The 12,524-nt window shown below is 59.4% G+C and carries 14 protein-coding genes; 10 read left to right on the top strand and 4 right to left on the bottom strand.

Going from position 1 to position 12,524, the window contains the following annotated elements; translation table 11 throughout:
• Positions 1-123: 123 nt before the first annotated feature.
• The gene (locus ACTHXA_RS02335) at positions 124-1,326 is read right to left on the bottom strand and encodes a PD-(D/E)XK nuclease family protein (RefSeq protein WP_441668947.1); all 1,203 of its coding nucleotides are present in this window, start codon (positions 1,324-1,326) and stop codon (positions 124-126) included.
• Between the two features lie 221 nt (positions 1,327-1,547).
• On the opposite strand from ACTHXA_RS02335, the gene ACTHXA_RS02340 reads away from it, so the two are divergent.
• Complete coding sequence (locus tag ACTHXA_RS02340) at positions 1,548-1,754, top strand: hypothetical protein (protein WP_441668949.1); 207 nt, start codon at positions 1,548-1,550, stop codon at positions 1,752-1,754.
• Here the strand turns inward: ACTHXA_RS02340 and ACTHXA_RS02345 are convergent.
• The 3 genes from ACTHXA_RS02345 to ACTHXA_RS02355 form a co-directional block, all read right to left on the bottom strand.
• Positions 1,748-1,987, bottom strand: coding sequence for a CopG family transcriptional regulator (locus ACTHXA_RS02345; protein ID WP_441668951.1), 240 nt, complete (start codon positions 1,985-1,987; stop codon positions 1,748-1,750). The genes ACTHXA_RS02340 and ACTHXA_RS02345 overlap by 7 nt on opposite strands.
• A 156-nt stretch (positions 1,988-2,143) precedes the next feature.
• Entirely contained in the window at positions 2,144-3,673 is a 1,530-nt protein-coding gene (locus ACTHXA_RS02350) for an APC family permease (RefSeq protein ID WP_441668953.1), read from the bottom strand.
• A 102-nt stretch (positions 3,674-3,775) separates the two neighbouring features.
• Positions 3,776-4,324: a TetR/AcrR family transcriptional regulator gene (locus ACTHXA_RS02355; protein WP_441668955.1), complete on the bottom strand. Its 549-nt coding sequence runs from the start codon at positions 4,322-4,324 to the stop codon at positions 3,776-3,778.
• A gap of 133 nt (positions 4,325-4,457) precedes the next feature.
• Here ACTHXA_RS02355 and ACTHXA_RS02360 point away from each other — a divergent pair, with 133 nt between their 5' ends.
• The 9 genes from ACTHXA_RS02360 (at position 4,458) to ACTHXA_RS02400 (ending at position 12,519) form a co-directional block, all read left to right on the top strand.
• Positions 4,458-5,855, top strand: a complete 1,398-nt coding sequence (locus ACTHXA_RS02360; RefSeq protein WP_441668957.1) for an NAD(P)/FAD-dependent oxidoreductase — start codon at positions 4,458-4,460, stop codon at positions 5,853-5,855.
• A gap of 89 nt (positions 5,856-5,944) precedes the next feature.
• On the top strand, positions 5,945-6,574 hold the full coding sequence (locus ACTHXA_RS02365) for an SRPBCC family protein (protein WP_441668959.1): 630 nt from the start codon (positions 5,945-5,947) through the stop codon (positions 6,572-6,574).
• 51 nt (positions 6,575-6,625) lie between these two features.
• Complete coding sequence (locus tag ACTHXA_RS02370) at positions 6,626-7,204, top strand: dihydrofolate reductase family protein (protein WP_441668961.1); 579 nt, start codon at positions 6,626-6,628, stop codon at positions 7,202-7,204.
• A gap of 8 nt (positions 7,205-7,212) precedes the next feature.
• On the top strand, positions 7,213-7,356 hold the full coding sequence (locus tag ACTHXA_RS02375) for an alpha/beta fold hydrolase (RefSeq protein ID WP_441668963.1): 144 nt from the start codon (positions 7,213-7,215) through the stop codon (positions 7,354-7,356).
• A 104-nt stretch (positions 7,357-7,460) separates the two neighbouring features.
• Positions 7,461-9,470 carry a GmrSD restriction endonuclease domain-containing protein gene (locus ACTHXA_RS02380; RefSeq protein ID WP_441668965.1) on the top strand — a complete coding sequence of 670 codons (2,010 nt, stop codon included), beginning with the start codon at positions 7,461-7,463 and terminating at the stop codon, positions 9,468-9,470.
• A 398-nt stretch (positions 9,471-9,868) separates the two neighbouring features.
• Entirely contained in the window at positions 9,869-10,414 is a 546-nt protein-coding gene (gene ectA, locus ACTHXA_RS02385) for a diaminobutyrate acetyltransferase (RefSeq protein WP_441668967.1), read from the top strand.
• On the top strand, positions 10,411-11,679 hold the full coding sequence (ectB, locus tag ACTHXA_RS02390) for a diaminobutyrate--2-oxoglutarate transaminase (protein ID WP_441668969.1): 1,269 nt from the start codon (positions 10,411-10,413) through the stop codon (positions 11,677-11,679). The genes ectA and ectB overlap by 4 nt, the downstream gene beginning before the upstream one ends.
• Before the next feature lie 68 nt (positions 11,680-11,747).
• The gene (locus ACTHXA_RS02395; RefSeq protein ID WP_441668971.1) at positions 11,748-12,134 is read left to right on the top strand and encodes an ectoine synthase; all 387 of its coding nucleotides are present in this window, start codon (positions 11,748-11,750) and stop codon (positions 12,132-12,134) included.
• A gap of 94 nt (positions 12,135-12,228) precedes the next feature.
• Entirely contained in the window at positions 12,229-12,519 is a 291-nt protein-coding gene (locus ACTHXA_RS02400) for an antibiotic biosynthesis monooxygenase family protein (protein WP_441668973.1), read from the top strand.
• Positions 12,520-12,524: the final 5 nt, after the last annotated feature.

Raw genomic sequence — 12,524 nt, forward strand, 5'->3', positions numbered from 1 at the left:
GGCCTTCTAAGTGGGTGATTGCAGGGGGCCTAGGTCGATGATTGCAGGACATCTAAGTGGATGATTGCAGGATATCTAAGTGAATGACTTCAGCAGATCCGAGGCGACGGACGATCTGCATAACTAACCGCCAAGAAACGTGACACCAGCTCGACGCAATGAGGAGAGCACGGCATCTGCGATTCGGCGATCTGAGTGTTGAAGACCGGAATGCACCTCGTCAAGACCAACGTTCGTCTGAAATAGATATTCGGCAGGAATCTCGCCAGTCGTCCTGACCAATACGAATACCTTGCTGAAATCAGGTCTTTCGACCTGTTCAGGATCCCGTTCGTGAACGGTGGCCGCGGTCGGTCCGAAAAGTAAGGAGGCCACAAGCGGTGTGCCCTTTGGGCCGTAGATCATTACATCCCATTCCCATGCCCCAACATGGTTTGCCTTGACCGCTGTAGCGAATGGCTTACTGGCATTCTCGTTGAGTTGGGAGAGAATACAAGTTTCCGTGTACGAACGTAGTCTGCGTTTCACAGTTGCAAGCGTCTCGCGCCCTTGTTCGAACTGTTGTTTTGCATGCTGAGCTACCGTCTCAGCAAACTGCTCTGCGGCCGCGTCTTGTGGGCGCTGCCCGTACCGCGCAGATTCTCCTGTCTCGCACATGGTCTTGATAAATTCGATTCGATCCTCGGCGCTCACAGCACTGGGTCCTTCCACAAAGTTGTCGACCAGTTGTCTCACGAAGAAGTATTGTTGCGGATGATCTCGACGCCACTTCCTATCGGACCTGATGTGGTCCTGCAGGTCACTGAGTAGCTCTGCATACGCGAGAACGATGGCTTGTTCCCAGCCATCAGTTCGAAGCCCGCTTTCTTTTCGGATACACAACAGCACGACAACACTGCGCCTCCCACCCAGTGCACCATGGGCAAGATAACCCTCGTAGTCGTGTCCATGACCATCGGAGGTGCCGAAATTCTCGATGACCACACTTTCATGTGGTGCGGTCAGCACAATATCGGCAATGTCTTTGCCGATAGCGGCCTCGCCAGATGTGTCTACTTCTTGAGTAACTCGGTACCCAGACGTATGGAAATGCGATTCAGTCGGAAGCAATGAGTTGACGCGTCCCATGAAGATTCTCTGGAAGGCGTATCCAAGATCGTGAGTTCCGTCAGGTCGGAGCAGCCATGCAAAGACATTCGAAAGTTGTTTCTCGTGTGTGCCGTGATGCATTACGCGAAACACGTTGAACTGTTCAGAGAGGCTCCGCGATAACGATGGCACGAGCGAAATAACCAAGCGGCGTGCAGTCTCGTTCTCTAGTGCCATAGTTCCAAGCCTATCGACGAAGCAAGAACCGATGTGGCCGCGACGTCAGGCGTTGACTAACGTGTCCGCGTCACGAGGTGAGAACAAGGTCGACGATGCAGCGGATCTATCTCGATGATCATCATTTATCTGTGCGATAGGGGCCGGTTGTGCGTAATTGAACGTGAGACTCAGCCACGCGGTCGGTGTCCACCACTGCACTTCGTAGCGCTAGTTGGCGAATGCGTGAGCGTTCCAGCCGTCCCCGCCGAAACACACTGCCAGTGGTCGTGGAGGTCGGCCTTGATTCAGTGCAGGCCATTGAACCGGGCGAAGTGGCTGTCGAAGAAATAAGTGCTGGTGTCGTGTTCGAAAGCGAGTGCGGCGAGACGGGTATCGGTGACGAGGTTTCCTCGAAGATCTCGGACGTTTGTGTCGACGATTATTGAGCACCTTCGGCGTCGCAGTGTTCGATGCGCTCGAGCGTATCCGCAATATTAGTCACGTCGACTCTTACCCCAACACTTGCAGTGCGCTGCTGGAAACGTGCGGGAGCCTGCCTCTGCGCGAGCCCCGCACGTGCGAGTTCGTTGACTGCCTCGCCAAGGCCGATATTGCGCTCCCGTCTGAGGGCTTCAGCCGCAGCGGCGACCTCGGGGTCGAGCCTAATTGTGGTTCTCATCGTGAACACTTTCTTTCATCGCAGATTCTGTACGGTCGCATCAATTCTGCAGACATTGCACCGAACGATATCGTTGGCTGCTCTACCTCGATTCAGACATGGAGTGAGAAGCAATTCCGTGGAGCGCACGAGGTACTCACTCATCCCGCCCGCCCGCTAGGACTCATCCGGCACGAGCACAGGCGTCTCTCGATTCAGGCTTTCGCCGCGGAAGAATGGCTTCGACTTCGGCCGCATCCACCAAATACCCATCAGCACGAACCCGACTGCCAGCGCGCCGATGCCGATCACGAAAGCACCGCCGATGCCGAGCAGTACCGTGTAGCTGTAGTCGACGCTAATCATGTCGATTGCTGACTGCACGAATGCGTACGTGAGCATCACCCCGCCAAGGAAGGGCAGTAGTCCTCGCATGAAGAAGTTTCGTGCGTTCAAAAATAGTGTGTCGCGGTAGTACCAGACGCACGCAAATGCGGTGATGGCGTAGTAGAGCGCCACCGAAAGCCCCATCGAGGTAAGGGAGTCGGCGAGCACGTTTTCGGAGATCATGGACATGATCGCGTAGTAGGCGATCGCGGCGATTCCCATGACGGTGGTCGAGAACCAAGGCGTCTTGAACTTCGGGTGGATCGAGGCGAATTTCGCGGGCAAGGCTCGGTAGACAGCCATCGATAGCGTGCCGCGGGCGGTTGGCAGGATGGTGGTTTGGGTTGAGGATGCGCCCGATACGAGCATCGCGAGGATCAGGAACCAGCCCCAGGGCCCAAAGAGGGCGTCGCGCAAGACCGTAAATACGTCATCCAGGTTCGCTTCGTTGGTGAGCCCGAAACCGGTATCCCCGAAGCCAGCGAACATCATCACGGCAACCGAGATGCCGACGTAGGTAATCACGAGGATGACGATGGTCGCCATCGCCGCGCGGCCGGGAGTCTTCCGCGGGTTCTTTGTTTCTTCATTGAGTGCGAGGCAGGTGTCCCAGCCCCAATAGATAAACAGACAAAGCAACACGGCCTCAATGAACCCCGACCAGGAACCGACGGCTGCCGGGTTGAACCACTGCGGGTCGAAATCCACCGCCGAGGGGCTGGAGCCGTTGATGGCGCCCATGAATGCGAGGATGCCGAAAGCGGCGAGTGCCACATACTGGATGACCATGAGCACCATCTGCAGGCGCTCACCAATCTGCACTCCGATCGTGGAGATAAAGGTCATCAGCGCAATGAACGCGCAGCCGGTGGCAACGACAATCACGCGGTTGTCGGCGAAATCATCCCGACCGAGGAGATACCAGAGGTACTTGCCGGCAATCTCGGCAACATTCGCGAGCACCATCACCGCCGACACCGCCACGGCCCAGCCACCTATCCAGCCAACGATCGGGCCGAAAGCCTTCGTGCCCCACACAAACGTCGTGCCGCAGTCGGGCATTTCTCGGTTGAGTTCCTGGTAGGCGAGTGCGGCAAACACCATTGGGATGCACGCGGCAAGGAATGCGACCGGGGCTTGCGCGCCGATGGCGAGAATCACGTAGCCGAGTGTGGCGGCGAGTGAGTACAGTGGCGCGGTTGACGCAAGACCAATGATCGTGCTGCCCACCACACCGAGAGCATTGCTATTGAGGCCCTTACCGACGTGAATGTGTCCGGTATCGGTGATATTCGTGGGACCGGTGACTTCTTTGGTCATGGGAATTCCCCTCCTGCGTGGAGTACGAGTGCGCACCGTTGCGCATCGCTATGCAGGCGAAGCTATACCAGCTGGACGGTTTTTGCAATACTCGGGTCGAGATTAGGCGTTTCTGATCGTGCGCAGTCCCGCGATGATCTGCTCAAGGTGCTCCACTTCGCGGTCACCCGCAAACCGGCTGTCCGAGCCCGCGACACCACCCTCCAGTTCGGCGTTGTACGCGATACCGTCGCCGAGCAGGATGATCACGGTCGCCATTTGCTCGTCGCCAATTTCATCGACGATGGCCTGGTGCCAACGGTCCCGGGCGGCACGCAGTGCGTCGCGCACCTCACCCTCCTGTGCCGGTGCGATGCGGACCAGTGCGGCCATGGTGCGTTCGAGCTCTGACGAGTAATCCACTGTGGTTCGTAGGTACCACGAGGATGGCGAATGGCCCTCATCGCGCATCCGCTCGAGGTCTTCGGTGACGAGCTGCTCGAAGTGTTCTCGGAGTGCATCGACAAGCGCCGCGCGTGAGCCGAAGTGATAGAGCAAGCCTCCTTTGGAGACGCCCGCGGTCGCGGCAACCGCATCGAGGGTGGCAGCGCGTTCACCCTCGTTGAGGACGAGGTCGCGGAAGGTTTCGAGGAGTTTGCTGCGTCGTGACACGGTGGTCTCCAATTCTGGGGACGGGAACCTTGTTCCAGGGTATCGATACGGCTACTGTACCGAATAGACGGTTTGCAAGATTTGCTTAGGACAAGCCCAGATCTTTGATCCACATCACCATCGCGAGGAGACAATGATGCCGACTCACCACACTTCGAACCTTAATCGCGTGCGAAAGTCCTTCTGGATTGACCGCGCGCCGGACCGGACACCGGTGCCCGCACTCACTCGCGATACCGACACCGACCTTCTCGTTATCGGTGGCGGCTACTCCGGGCTCTGGACGGCACTGCATGCGAAAGAACGCGACCCGAACCGGCACGTGATCCTGCTCGAGGGCAAAACCATTGGGCACGCGGCCAGTGGTCGAAACGGCGGCTTCGTCGAACCGAGCATCACGCACGGCCTGTCGAATGCCATAGCGCGGTGGCCCGAACAGGCGGCTGAACTCGTGCAACTCAGCCGCGAAAACTTCCACGGGATGCGTGAGGACATCGAACGGTACGGCATTGACTGCGACTGGCGGGAAGGCGGCAGCCTCACGTTTGCTCGAACTGAGACCGAGGCAGCAGACCTGCGCGAAGCGGCTGAAGACGGGCAGCGCTACGGTGAACCGGCCGAATTCATCGGACCTGCCAACATCGCTGCGGTCACGGCCTCACCTGCGTACCGCGCGGCTCTGCGCAGCCCAGAAGTGGCGACCGTAGACCCATATCGGCTGGCCCTCGGACTATTCGAGGCCTGTCGAAACGCCGGGGTGGAGGTCTATGAGCACTCCATTGCCGAGGAGCTCGACAGCCGGGACGAACGCATCCGCGTCACCACCCGAAACGGCGCGGTCGTCGCGGCGATGCAAGTGGCTCTCGCCACGAACGCCTACCCGGCCCTGCTGCGGCGATTGCGGCCGGTGACCGTGCCCGTGTACGACTACGCGCTGATGACCGAGCCACTCAGCGAAGAACAATTCGCCGCGATTGGTTGGCCAGGCGATGAAGGGCTCTCGGATGCGTCGAATTTCTTCCACTACTACCGAAAGACCGATGACGGCCGCATCCTCTGGGGTGGCTATGATGCGATCTACCATTTCGGGTCGCGCAAAAGTGAGGCGCTGACGCAGCGCGAAGCGACCTTCGCCACACTCGAGCGACATTTTCGTGAGACTTACCCGCAGCTTGCCGAGGTGCGCTTCACCCATCAATGGGGTGGCATCATCGACACGTCCACGCAGTTTTCACTGACGGCGGGACTCGCGTCACGTGGCCGAGTGGCATACGCGCTTGGCTATACCGGCCTCGGCGTTGCGGCGACGCGGTTCGGTGCCGACGTCATGCTGGACCTGCTTGCGGGCAAGCGCACCCGTCGCACTCAAATCGAAATGATTCGCCGCAAACCGCTGCCCTTTCCTCCGGAGCCGTTCCGCGCGATCGGTATTCACCTCACCCAGTGGTCGATGGCTCGCGCCGATAAGACCGGTCGCCGCAACCTGTGGCTACGGCTCATGGATGCAGTCGGGCTCGGTTTCGATTCTTAGGTTGCCATGGCTGCCGCCCCACGGCGTTTACATGTGAAACCTCTACCGTGATCCGACCAACGTCCGAGGACCAACCCTGAGGTACAGCCATGAAGGACATGCGGAAAGAGATTGCGGAGGCGGCTCGCGAGGTTACCCGTCGCGGCACTGGGGACGACGAATTAATCGCCGTAACCTTGCGGCGCGAGTATCCCACCGAGGCCGAAGAAATTTGGCAAGCGGTCACCGACCCCGAGCGACTCGCTCGCTGGTTCGCGCCGGTGAGCGGCGATCTCCGGGAAGGCGGGACATTCCAAGTCGAAGACAACGCCGACGGCGAGATTCGAGAGTGTACGCGGCCTACGACATTGACCCTCACTTGGGGCGGACCGGTCAGCATAGTCACGGTGCGCCTGACACCGACCGATGCGGGCACCACGCTCGAGCTTGAGCACACCGTGTCAGTCGCCATCGCTGCCAACGGTGCCGGGGCACTGTACGTTGGTCCGGGATGGGATTCTGCCCTCGTCAGCCTCGCACTCTGGCTGCGTGGCGACCTTACCGAGGACCGCGCCACCTGGGAATACTCGGCAGAGGCACGTGAGACCTACGCCGCCTCGATCGACGCTTGGATCAAGATCATCGCTGCGTCTGGAACCGCCAATGATGACGAGATCGCCGCGGCCACTGCGGTCTCGAGGGCGCAGTTCACGCCAAGCGAGTCGCAGGACGACGGCTAACGCTCAGTCGCTTCGTCACGGACTGCCAGCGAACGCGACTACCGTCGCACCATGACAGGGCGGTTTGTGTATTGGATGAATGTCTCGCTCGATCTGCGCATTGAGGCGAAGCCGGGTGAGAACGGCGGTGGCGACTGGATGCGTATCGATGAGCGCCTCCATCGCGAATTCAATCGTCGCGCGGCGAAACAGGTGCTGAGCGTTGAGGGCCGTGTGATCTACGATATCATGGAGCAGTCCTGGCCCGACATGCGAGGAGATGCCACCCTGCCTGAGGTACTGCGCGAATACGCAGAGATCTGGGTTTCCACACCGAAAATCTTGGTCTCGAGAACGCGAACCAGTGCCGAACACAACACGCGCATCCTCGGGGGAGTGGATGCGATCGATCGGCTCGCGGCGATTCGTCGCGATACCGACGGCGATATTGGCGTCGGCGGGGCAAATATTGCTACGCAACTGCTCAATCGAGGATTGCTCGACGAGGTGTTGCTGTTCACACATCCTGCCTACCTCGGCCAAGGGCGACCACTTTTCGACCAGGTTGACGGTCCGATTGAGTTCGAGCTTCTTGAACAGCAGTCCTATGATCGCGGCGTCACCCTTCACCGCTATACAGTCAAGCGGTAAGAATCGACATGACTACCTTCGTATTGATTCACGGTGCGGGCGATGGTGCCTGGCATTGGCACCTTGTGGAAGCAGAACTCCGAGCCCGCGGCCACGATGTCGTGGCTCCCAACCTTCCTGCCGATGATGACTCGGCTACAAACGACGATTAGGCGGATGTCCCTACACTCCGCAGTCCTGCACACCCAGATGACTCATTCAGATTTTGTGCAGGGGAACTAGGGTGTAGATCTGTGCGCGTATTGAGGGGGACAACTTGGCGTTAAAGGCTCAGGAGCACGAGCTACTCACGGTATTTAGCGGTTTCCGCCGCTACTACATCCCGAATTTCCAGCGTGAATATTCGTGGGGAGTGAGCGAGGCGATCCAGCTCGCGGAAGACTTGTTGGACGCTTGGAAGCGCAATGATTCCTCGTATTTCCTCGGCTCCGTAGTGCTGGTGAGGAACGGCGACAACGAGCAGTTCGATGTTATCGACGGCCAGCAACGCCTCACTACTTTGGCGCTCATGTTCTCCGTAATCCGTCACTTGAGCGGGGACAGCGCAGTGAGCGATGAGATCACGAGCTTGCTGACGGTCGAGCGCAATCTCATGCGGGGTATTCAAGCGAGCCCACGAGTATTGCTGCGCGAGGTCGATCAACCGTTTATGAATACGTTTGTCGAGTCCGAAGACCTTATCAATCTCCTCGACCTGACCGCCGATCAAGCTGAAACGGCGGGGCAACGCAATATCCTCGAAAACGTACGTGCATTCATCCGATACTTTTCTGACGAAACAACCGAGACAGAACGTTGGGAATTTCTCCAGTACATTAATCGACACGCATTCGTCGTGACCGTCGAAACCGACGATTACGAAAGCGCCCACCGAATTTTCGGAGTGATGAATACCCGCGGAATGCCGCTCACCGCATCCGACATTTTCAAATCAAGAGTGATCGGCGGGCTGCCCAATGACTTACGCAATAGCAATGCGCGCCGGTGGGAAGAAGCAATGGAGAACGCGGGCACCGATCCCGACGAATTCTTCCGCGAACTGCTCGTACTTAGTACGAAGTCCCTCGGCAAACGCTCGCTTATTTCAGAATTTCCCGAGCAGGTACTCGCCAAAGAATATGCGGGTATCGGCGGAGTGAGGTTTATCGAGGACGTGCTCGTGCCGTTCTCGGCGGTGTACCGGTATGTACAAGGGAGTGCCTCGCATCCGAATGCTGAGGTGGACCGCTGGTTGCGTCGGCTTCAGCAGTTCCCCGGCGAAGAGTGGCGAACCGTGGCGATGTGGGCACTTCGGACCGTGCACGACGAAACTGAACTCGTGGAGTTGCTGCGGAGTCTCGAACGGCTCACTGGGGTGAGTGTGACCGCGGGGCTCACACGACAGCCACGGGAGCAACAGGTCGTGAATCTCTTACGGAAATGCGAAGACGCGGCAGCCGCGGGCCGGCCACTCGATCACCGCGAACTGGTCGTTATTGACGACCAGATTCGTAAGCGAGCGATTCAGGCGCTCAAAGGAGAACTCAACAAGGGCGAGCTGCGGAAGGTGTGGCTCACGCGCGCGTATGCGCAGGAGACGGGGCAGTTCATTGACACCCGACGTGGACTGGGCGTAATGAGTCTGCTGCCGACATCCGCGCATCAGCGCACGGCTTGGGGTATCGATTCGGCGGTGGCCGAGCACTGGCAATCCAGGCTCGGCGCAATGGCCATCACCCGCGAGCGTCGTCGCCGAACACCTGAAGGTATGGAATTCGCGGCGTTCTCAAAGTCGCTTCGTGCGGCACCGGGCGACCAGGAGAGTGTCGTTAACACGGTCAATTGGCCGCACGATCGTTGGGAAGCGCAAGTGCTTCAGGCCAGACAGGATGCGCTGGTTGCCTTGATCGCGGACTTTTGGGAGATCCGCCACGACTTGGAGGGTATCGATCTCACCCGACTGAGCGAAGCCCAACTGCTGACCTCCTCGGGTGGGCTGGGGGAGTTGCGCTCGCGGCGCATCCTGCTCAAAGACATCATCGACGTCGGACTGGTACACGTTGGCGACCAGTTCGTGTGGGTGCGCAAGAAACTGGGCGAGACCCATCGCATGACCGTTGCGGCCGACCACCGATTCGAGCTCGCGGACGGGCGGCGCGTGGATTCACCGAGCGCGGCAACGGCCGCCGTATCGGGCAGACACGGGAATGCCTTTGACTCGTGGGTTCGTGAGTCGGATAGCAAGACGCTGCGCGATATTTGGGATGTATACCGGCGACGGCTCTAAGGGCTGGTCGCACGTGAGCCGTCACGTTAGCGCTCGGGGTGAGCTGGTTGGCACACCCCGGGCGCCGCGACACGCCCGAAAAGTGAACTGAAGACCAAAATAGTCAAGGTTCGCCGGTTCTACCTTTTAAACAGGTGCGCGCGGGCGCGTGTAGCAGACGAAGTAAACGATCGAATGGGTGGGTATGCGGTTGCGATCTGCTCGTATCTCGTTAGCGTAGATGAGCGTTTGCAGGGTCGCGCCGTCACTCGCTCGCTGGCCCGATGTCCATCCGCTCGCCCCCAACTCATTGGAGGCCTCATGACACTGACTATCTACGATCGCGACACGCGACTCGCGCATCCAACCCCGGATCTCGGCGTGCGTAAACCGACCCCGGTGGACGGGGCGGCTATCGCATGACCGCCACCCTCACCCTCACACTCCGCGGCCCACGGCAAGACGAAGGCGCCGCAATCTGGGAGCTTGCCCGCGATAGCGAGCGGCTCGACCTCAACACCCCCTATGCATACATGCTGTGGGCTCGTGACTTCCACAAGTCCACACTCGTGGCCGACGTAGACGGCGAACTCGTGGGATTCATCATCGGCTTCATGCGCCCGGATGAGCCGACGACGCTGATGGTGTGGCAAGTCGCGGTCGACATGGAACACCGCGGACACGGCATCGCCGGCCGGATGCTCGAAGCCCTCGTCGAGCGCACCGGAGCTCGAGCGCTCGAAACGACCGTCACCAACGCCAACGAAGCATCCACGCGTTTGTTCGCTGCCCTCGCCGCTCGGCACGGCGCGGAACACACGATCTCAGACCTATTCGAACCGGAGCATTTCCCCGCGACTCAGGAATGGGAAGCAGAAAAGCTCCATCGCATCGAACCACTTTCGTCGAGCCACAACGAGCTCGACAACCCCACGACCACAATCGAGGAGGACACAACTTTATGACTACCAGCATCCTTACTTCTGCCCCGAGCGACACCAGCGCATTTGAACGTCGAGAATCCGCAGTGCGCTCATACTCGCGATCCTGGCCCGCCGTGTTCACGAGTGCTTCAGGCTCGGAACAGGTCTCCGAGACCGGCGAAACCTACCTCGATTTCTTTGCCGGTGCCGGCGCCCTGAACTACGGCCACAATCATCCGGTATTGCAGCAGGTCGCAATCGACTACCTCTCAAGCAATGCGGTCGTGCACTCGCTCGATATGCACACGCCTGCCAAGCGCGAATTCCTGGAAGCGTTCGAGCGGCACATTCTCGCCCCACGCGGCCTCGAGCACCGAGTGCTGTTCCCTGGACCAACCGGCACGAATGCGGTAGAAGCAGCGCTCAAAACTGCCCGAAATGCAACCGGTCGGCGCGACATCGTGTCCTTCACGAACGCTTTCCATGGAATGACGCTCGGTTCGCTCGCGGTCACCGGAAATGCCGCCAAGCGCGCCGCCGCTGGCGTGCCGCTGCCGCACTCCGTGACCGCACCTTATGACGAAGAGGGGATGGATGCGATCGCCTGGCTTGAGCGGGTCTGGTCCGACAGCGGCTCAGGGATCGACCTGCCCGCCGGCGTAATTGTTGAACCGGTGCAGGGCGAAGGCGGACTGCGTGCGGCAAGCGCTGAGTGGCTGCGCCGCCTGGCAGAGCTCTGCCAGCGATTCGATGTTGTACTCATCGTCGACGAGGTGCAGACCGGTTGCGGCCGTACGGGTACGTTCTTTGCGTTTGAAGAGGCTGGCATCACTCCCGACATCATTTGCCTGTCGAAATCGCTGTCGGGGCTCGGGATGCCGATGGCCCTGACCCTTGTTCGTCCCGACCTCGACGTGTGGGAGCCGGGAGAGCACAACGGCACTTTCCGTGGCTTCGCTCCCGCTTTCGCGACGGCAACTGCTGCGATTGAAACATTTTGGAGCGACGAGCAGTTCGCGGCGAGTGTGCGGGCGAAGGCCGAATTGCTCGAGGAAGGTCTCAAGACCATTGCTGAGCACGCCGGTGGGTCATTGCGTGGGCGAGGTCTTTTGCGTGGTCTGCGCTTTGAAGACGCGACCATCGCGGGTCGAGTCGCCGCTGCGGCATTCGAGCGCGGGTTGCTCGTTGAGACCTCCGGCTCGGCTGACGAAGTCGTGAAGATCATGCCGCCGCTCAACACTCCCGATGAACAGCTGAAGCGCGGTATCGCGCTGCTCGATGAGGCAGTCCGCGCGGCTACGGCCTAAGTACGCATCCGCGAAACATCATCCACCGGAATACAGCACACATCCGGAAAACGACGAGAGGAATTGCAATGAAGGTTATTCACATCGATGAACTCGAAGGCACCGACCGCGACGTCGACCACGACACGTGGCGCAGCCGTCGGTTCGTGCTCGCCAATGACAAGGTGGGATTCTCATTTCACGACACCCACCTGCGCGCGGGCACCGAAACGGAAATGTGGTACGCCAACCACATCGAGGCGGTCTACGTGTACCAGGGTACGGGCACACTCATCAACCGAGGTACCGGAGAAGAGCACGAGCTCAAGCCCGGCACGATGTACTTGCTCGACGAGCACGACAAGCACACCGTGAAGGCCGACACGGACATCCGTTGTGCGTGCGTCTTCAACCCGCCGGTAACCGGCCGCGAAGTACACGATGAGCACGGTGTCTACCCACTCTTGACCGTCTAATACCAACACTGACGAATGTCAGGAAGGTTAGGCTAACCTGATTTATAGGCTCAATACTGTGTTTGGCCTGGTATGCGCTTGAGAGGAGCTAGCAATGACATTCGTCAACATCACCGCACTTTCATTCCCAGAGGGCGCCGATGCCGAGATCGAGCGACGGTTCGCCGCGCGACAGAAAGGCGTCGACGGCTCAGAGGGGTTCGAGGGCTTCGAATTGCTTCGCCCACAGGTCGGAGAATCCCGGTATTTCGTTGTGACCCGATGGGACACCCGCGAAAACTATGAGAAGTGGGCCGCCACGCGTCCCCAAGACAAGCACGTCGAAGACGAACGTCAAGGCATGAGCGTCGAAGTCCTGGGCTTCGACGTCGTTGACCTCGACTGACCTTC

Origin of the sequence: Gulosibacter sp. (genome assembly GCF_052090685.1) — a bacterium.
In the GTDB taxonomy this organism is placed as follows: domain Bacteria; phylum Actinomycetota; class Actinomycetes; order Actinomycetales; family Microbacteriaceae; genus Gulosibacter.

What these genes read in the sequence shown, in the direction of transcription:
- ACTHXA_RS02335 (WP_441668947.1), bottom strand. Translation starts at nt 1,326, where the DNA reads ATGGCACTAGAGAACGAGACTGCACGCCGCTTGGTTATTTCGCTCGTG.
- ACTHXA_RS02340 (WP_441668949.1), top strand. Translation starts at nt 1,548, where the DNA reads ATGCGTGAGCGTTCCAGCCGTCCCCGCCGAAACACACTGCCAGTGGTC.
- ACTHXA_RS02345 (WP_441668951.1), bottom strand. Translation starts at nt 1,987, where the DNA reads ATGAGAACCACAATTAGGCTCGACCCCGAGGTCGCCGCTGCGGCTGAA.
- ACTHXA_RS02350 (WP_441668953.1), bottom strand. Translation starts at nt 3,673, where the DNA reads ATGACCAAAGAAGTCACCGGTCCCACGAATATCACCGATACCGGACAC.
- ACTHXA_RS02360 (WP_441668957.1), top strand. Translation starts at nt 4,458, where the DNA reads ATGATGCCGACTCACCACACTTCGAACCTTAATCGCGTGCGAAAGTCC.
- ACTHXA_RS02365 (WP_441668959.1), top strand. Translation starts at nt 5,945, where the DNA reads ATGAAGGACATGCGGAAAGAGATTGCGGAGGCGGCTCGCGAGGTTACC.
- ACTHXA_RS02370 (WP_441668961.1), top strand. Translation starts at nt 6,626, where the DNA reads ATGACAGGGCGGTTTGTGTATTGGATGAATGTCTCGCTCGATCTGCGC.
- ACTHXA_RS02375 (WP_441668963.1), top strand. Translation starts at nt 7,213, where the DNA reads ATGACTACCTTCGTATTGATTCACGGTGCGGGCGATGGTGCCTGGCAT.
- ectA (WP_441668967.1), top strand. Translation starts at nt 9,869, where the DNA reads ATGACCGCCACCCTCACCCTCACACTCCGCGGCCCACGGCAAGACGAA.
- ectB (WP_441668969.1), top strand. Translation starts at nt 10,411, where the DNA reads ATGACTACCAGCATCCTTACTTCTGCCCCGAGCGACACCAGCGCATTT.
- ACTHXA_RS02395 (WP_441668971.1), top strand. Translation starts at nt 11,748, where the DNA reads ATGAAGGTTATTCACATCGATGAACTCGAAGGCACCGACCGCGACGTC.
- ACTHXA_RS02400 (WP_441668973.1), top strand. Translation starts at nt 12,229, where the DNA reads ATGACATTCGTCAACATCACCGCACTTTCATTCCCAGAGGGCGCCGAT.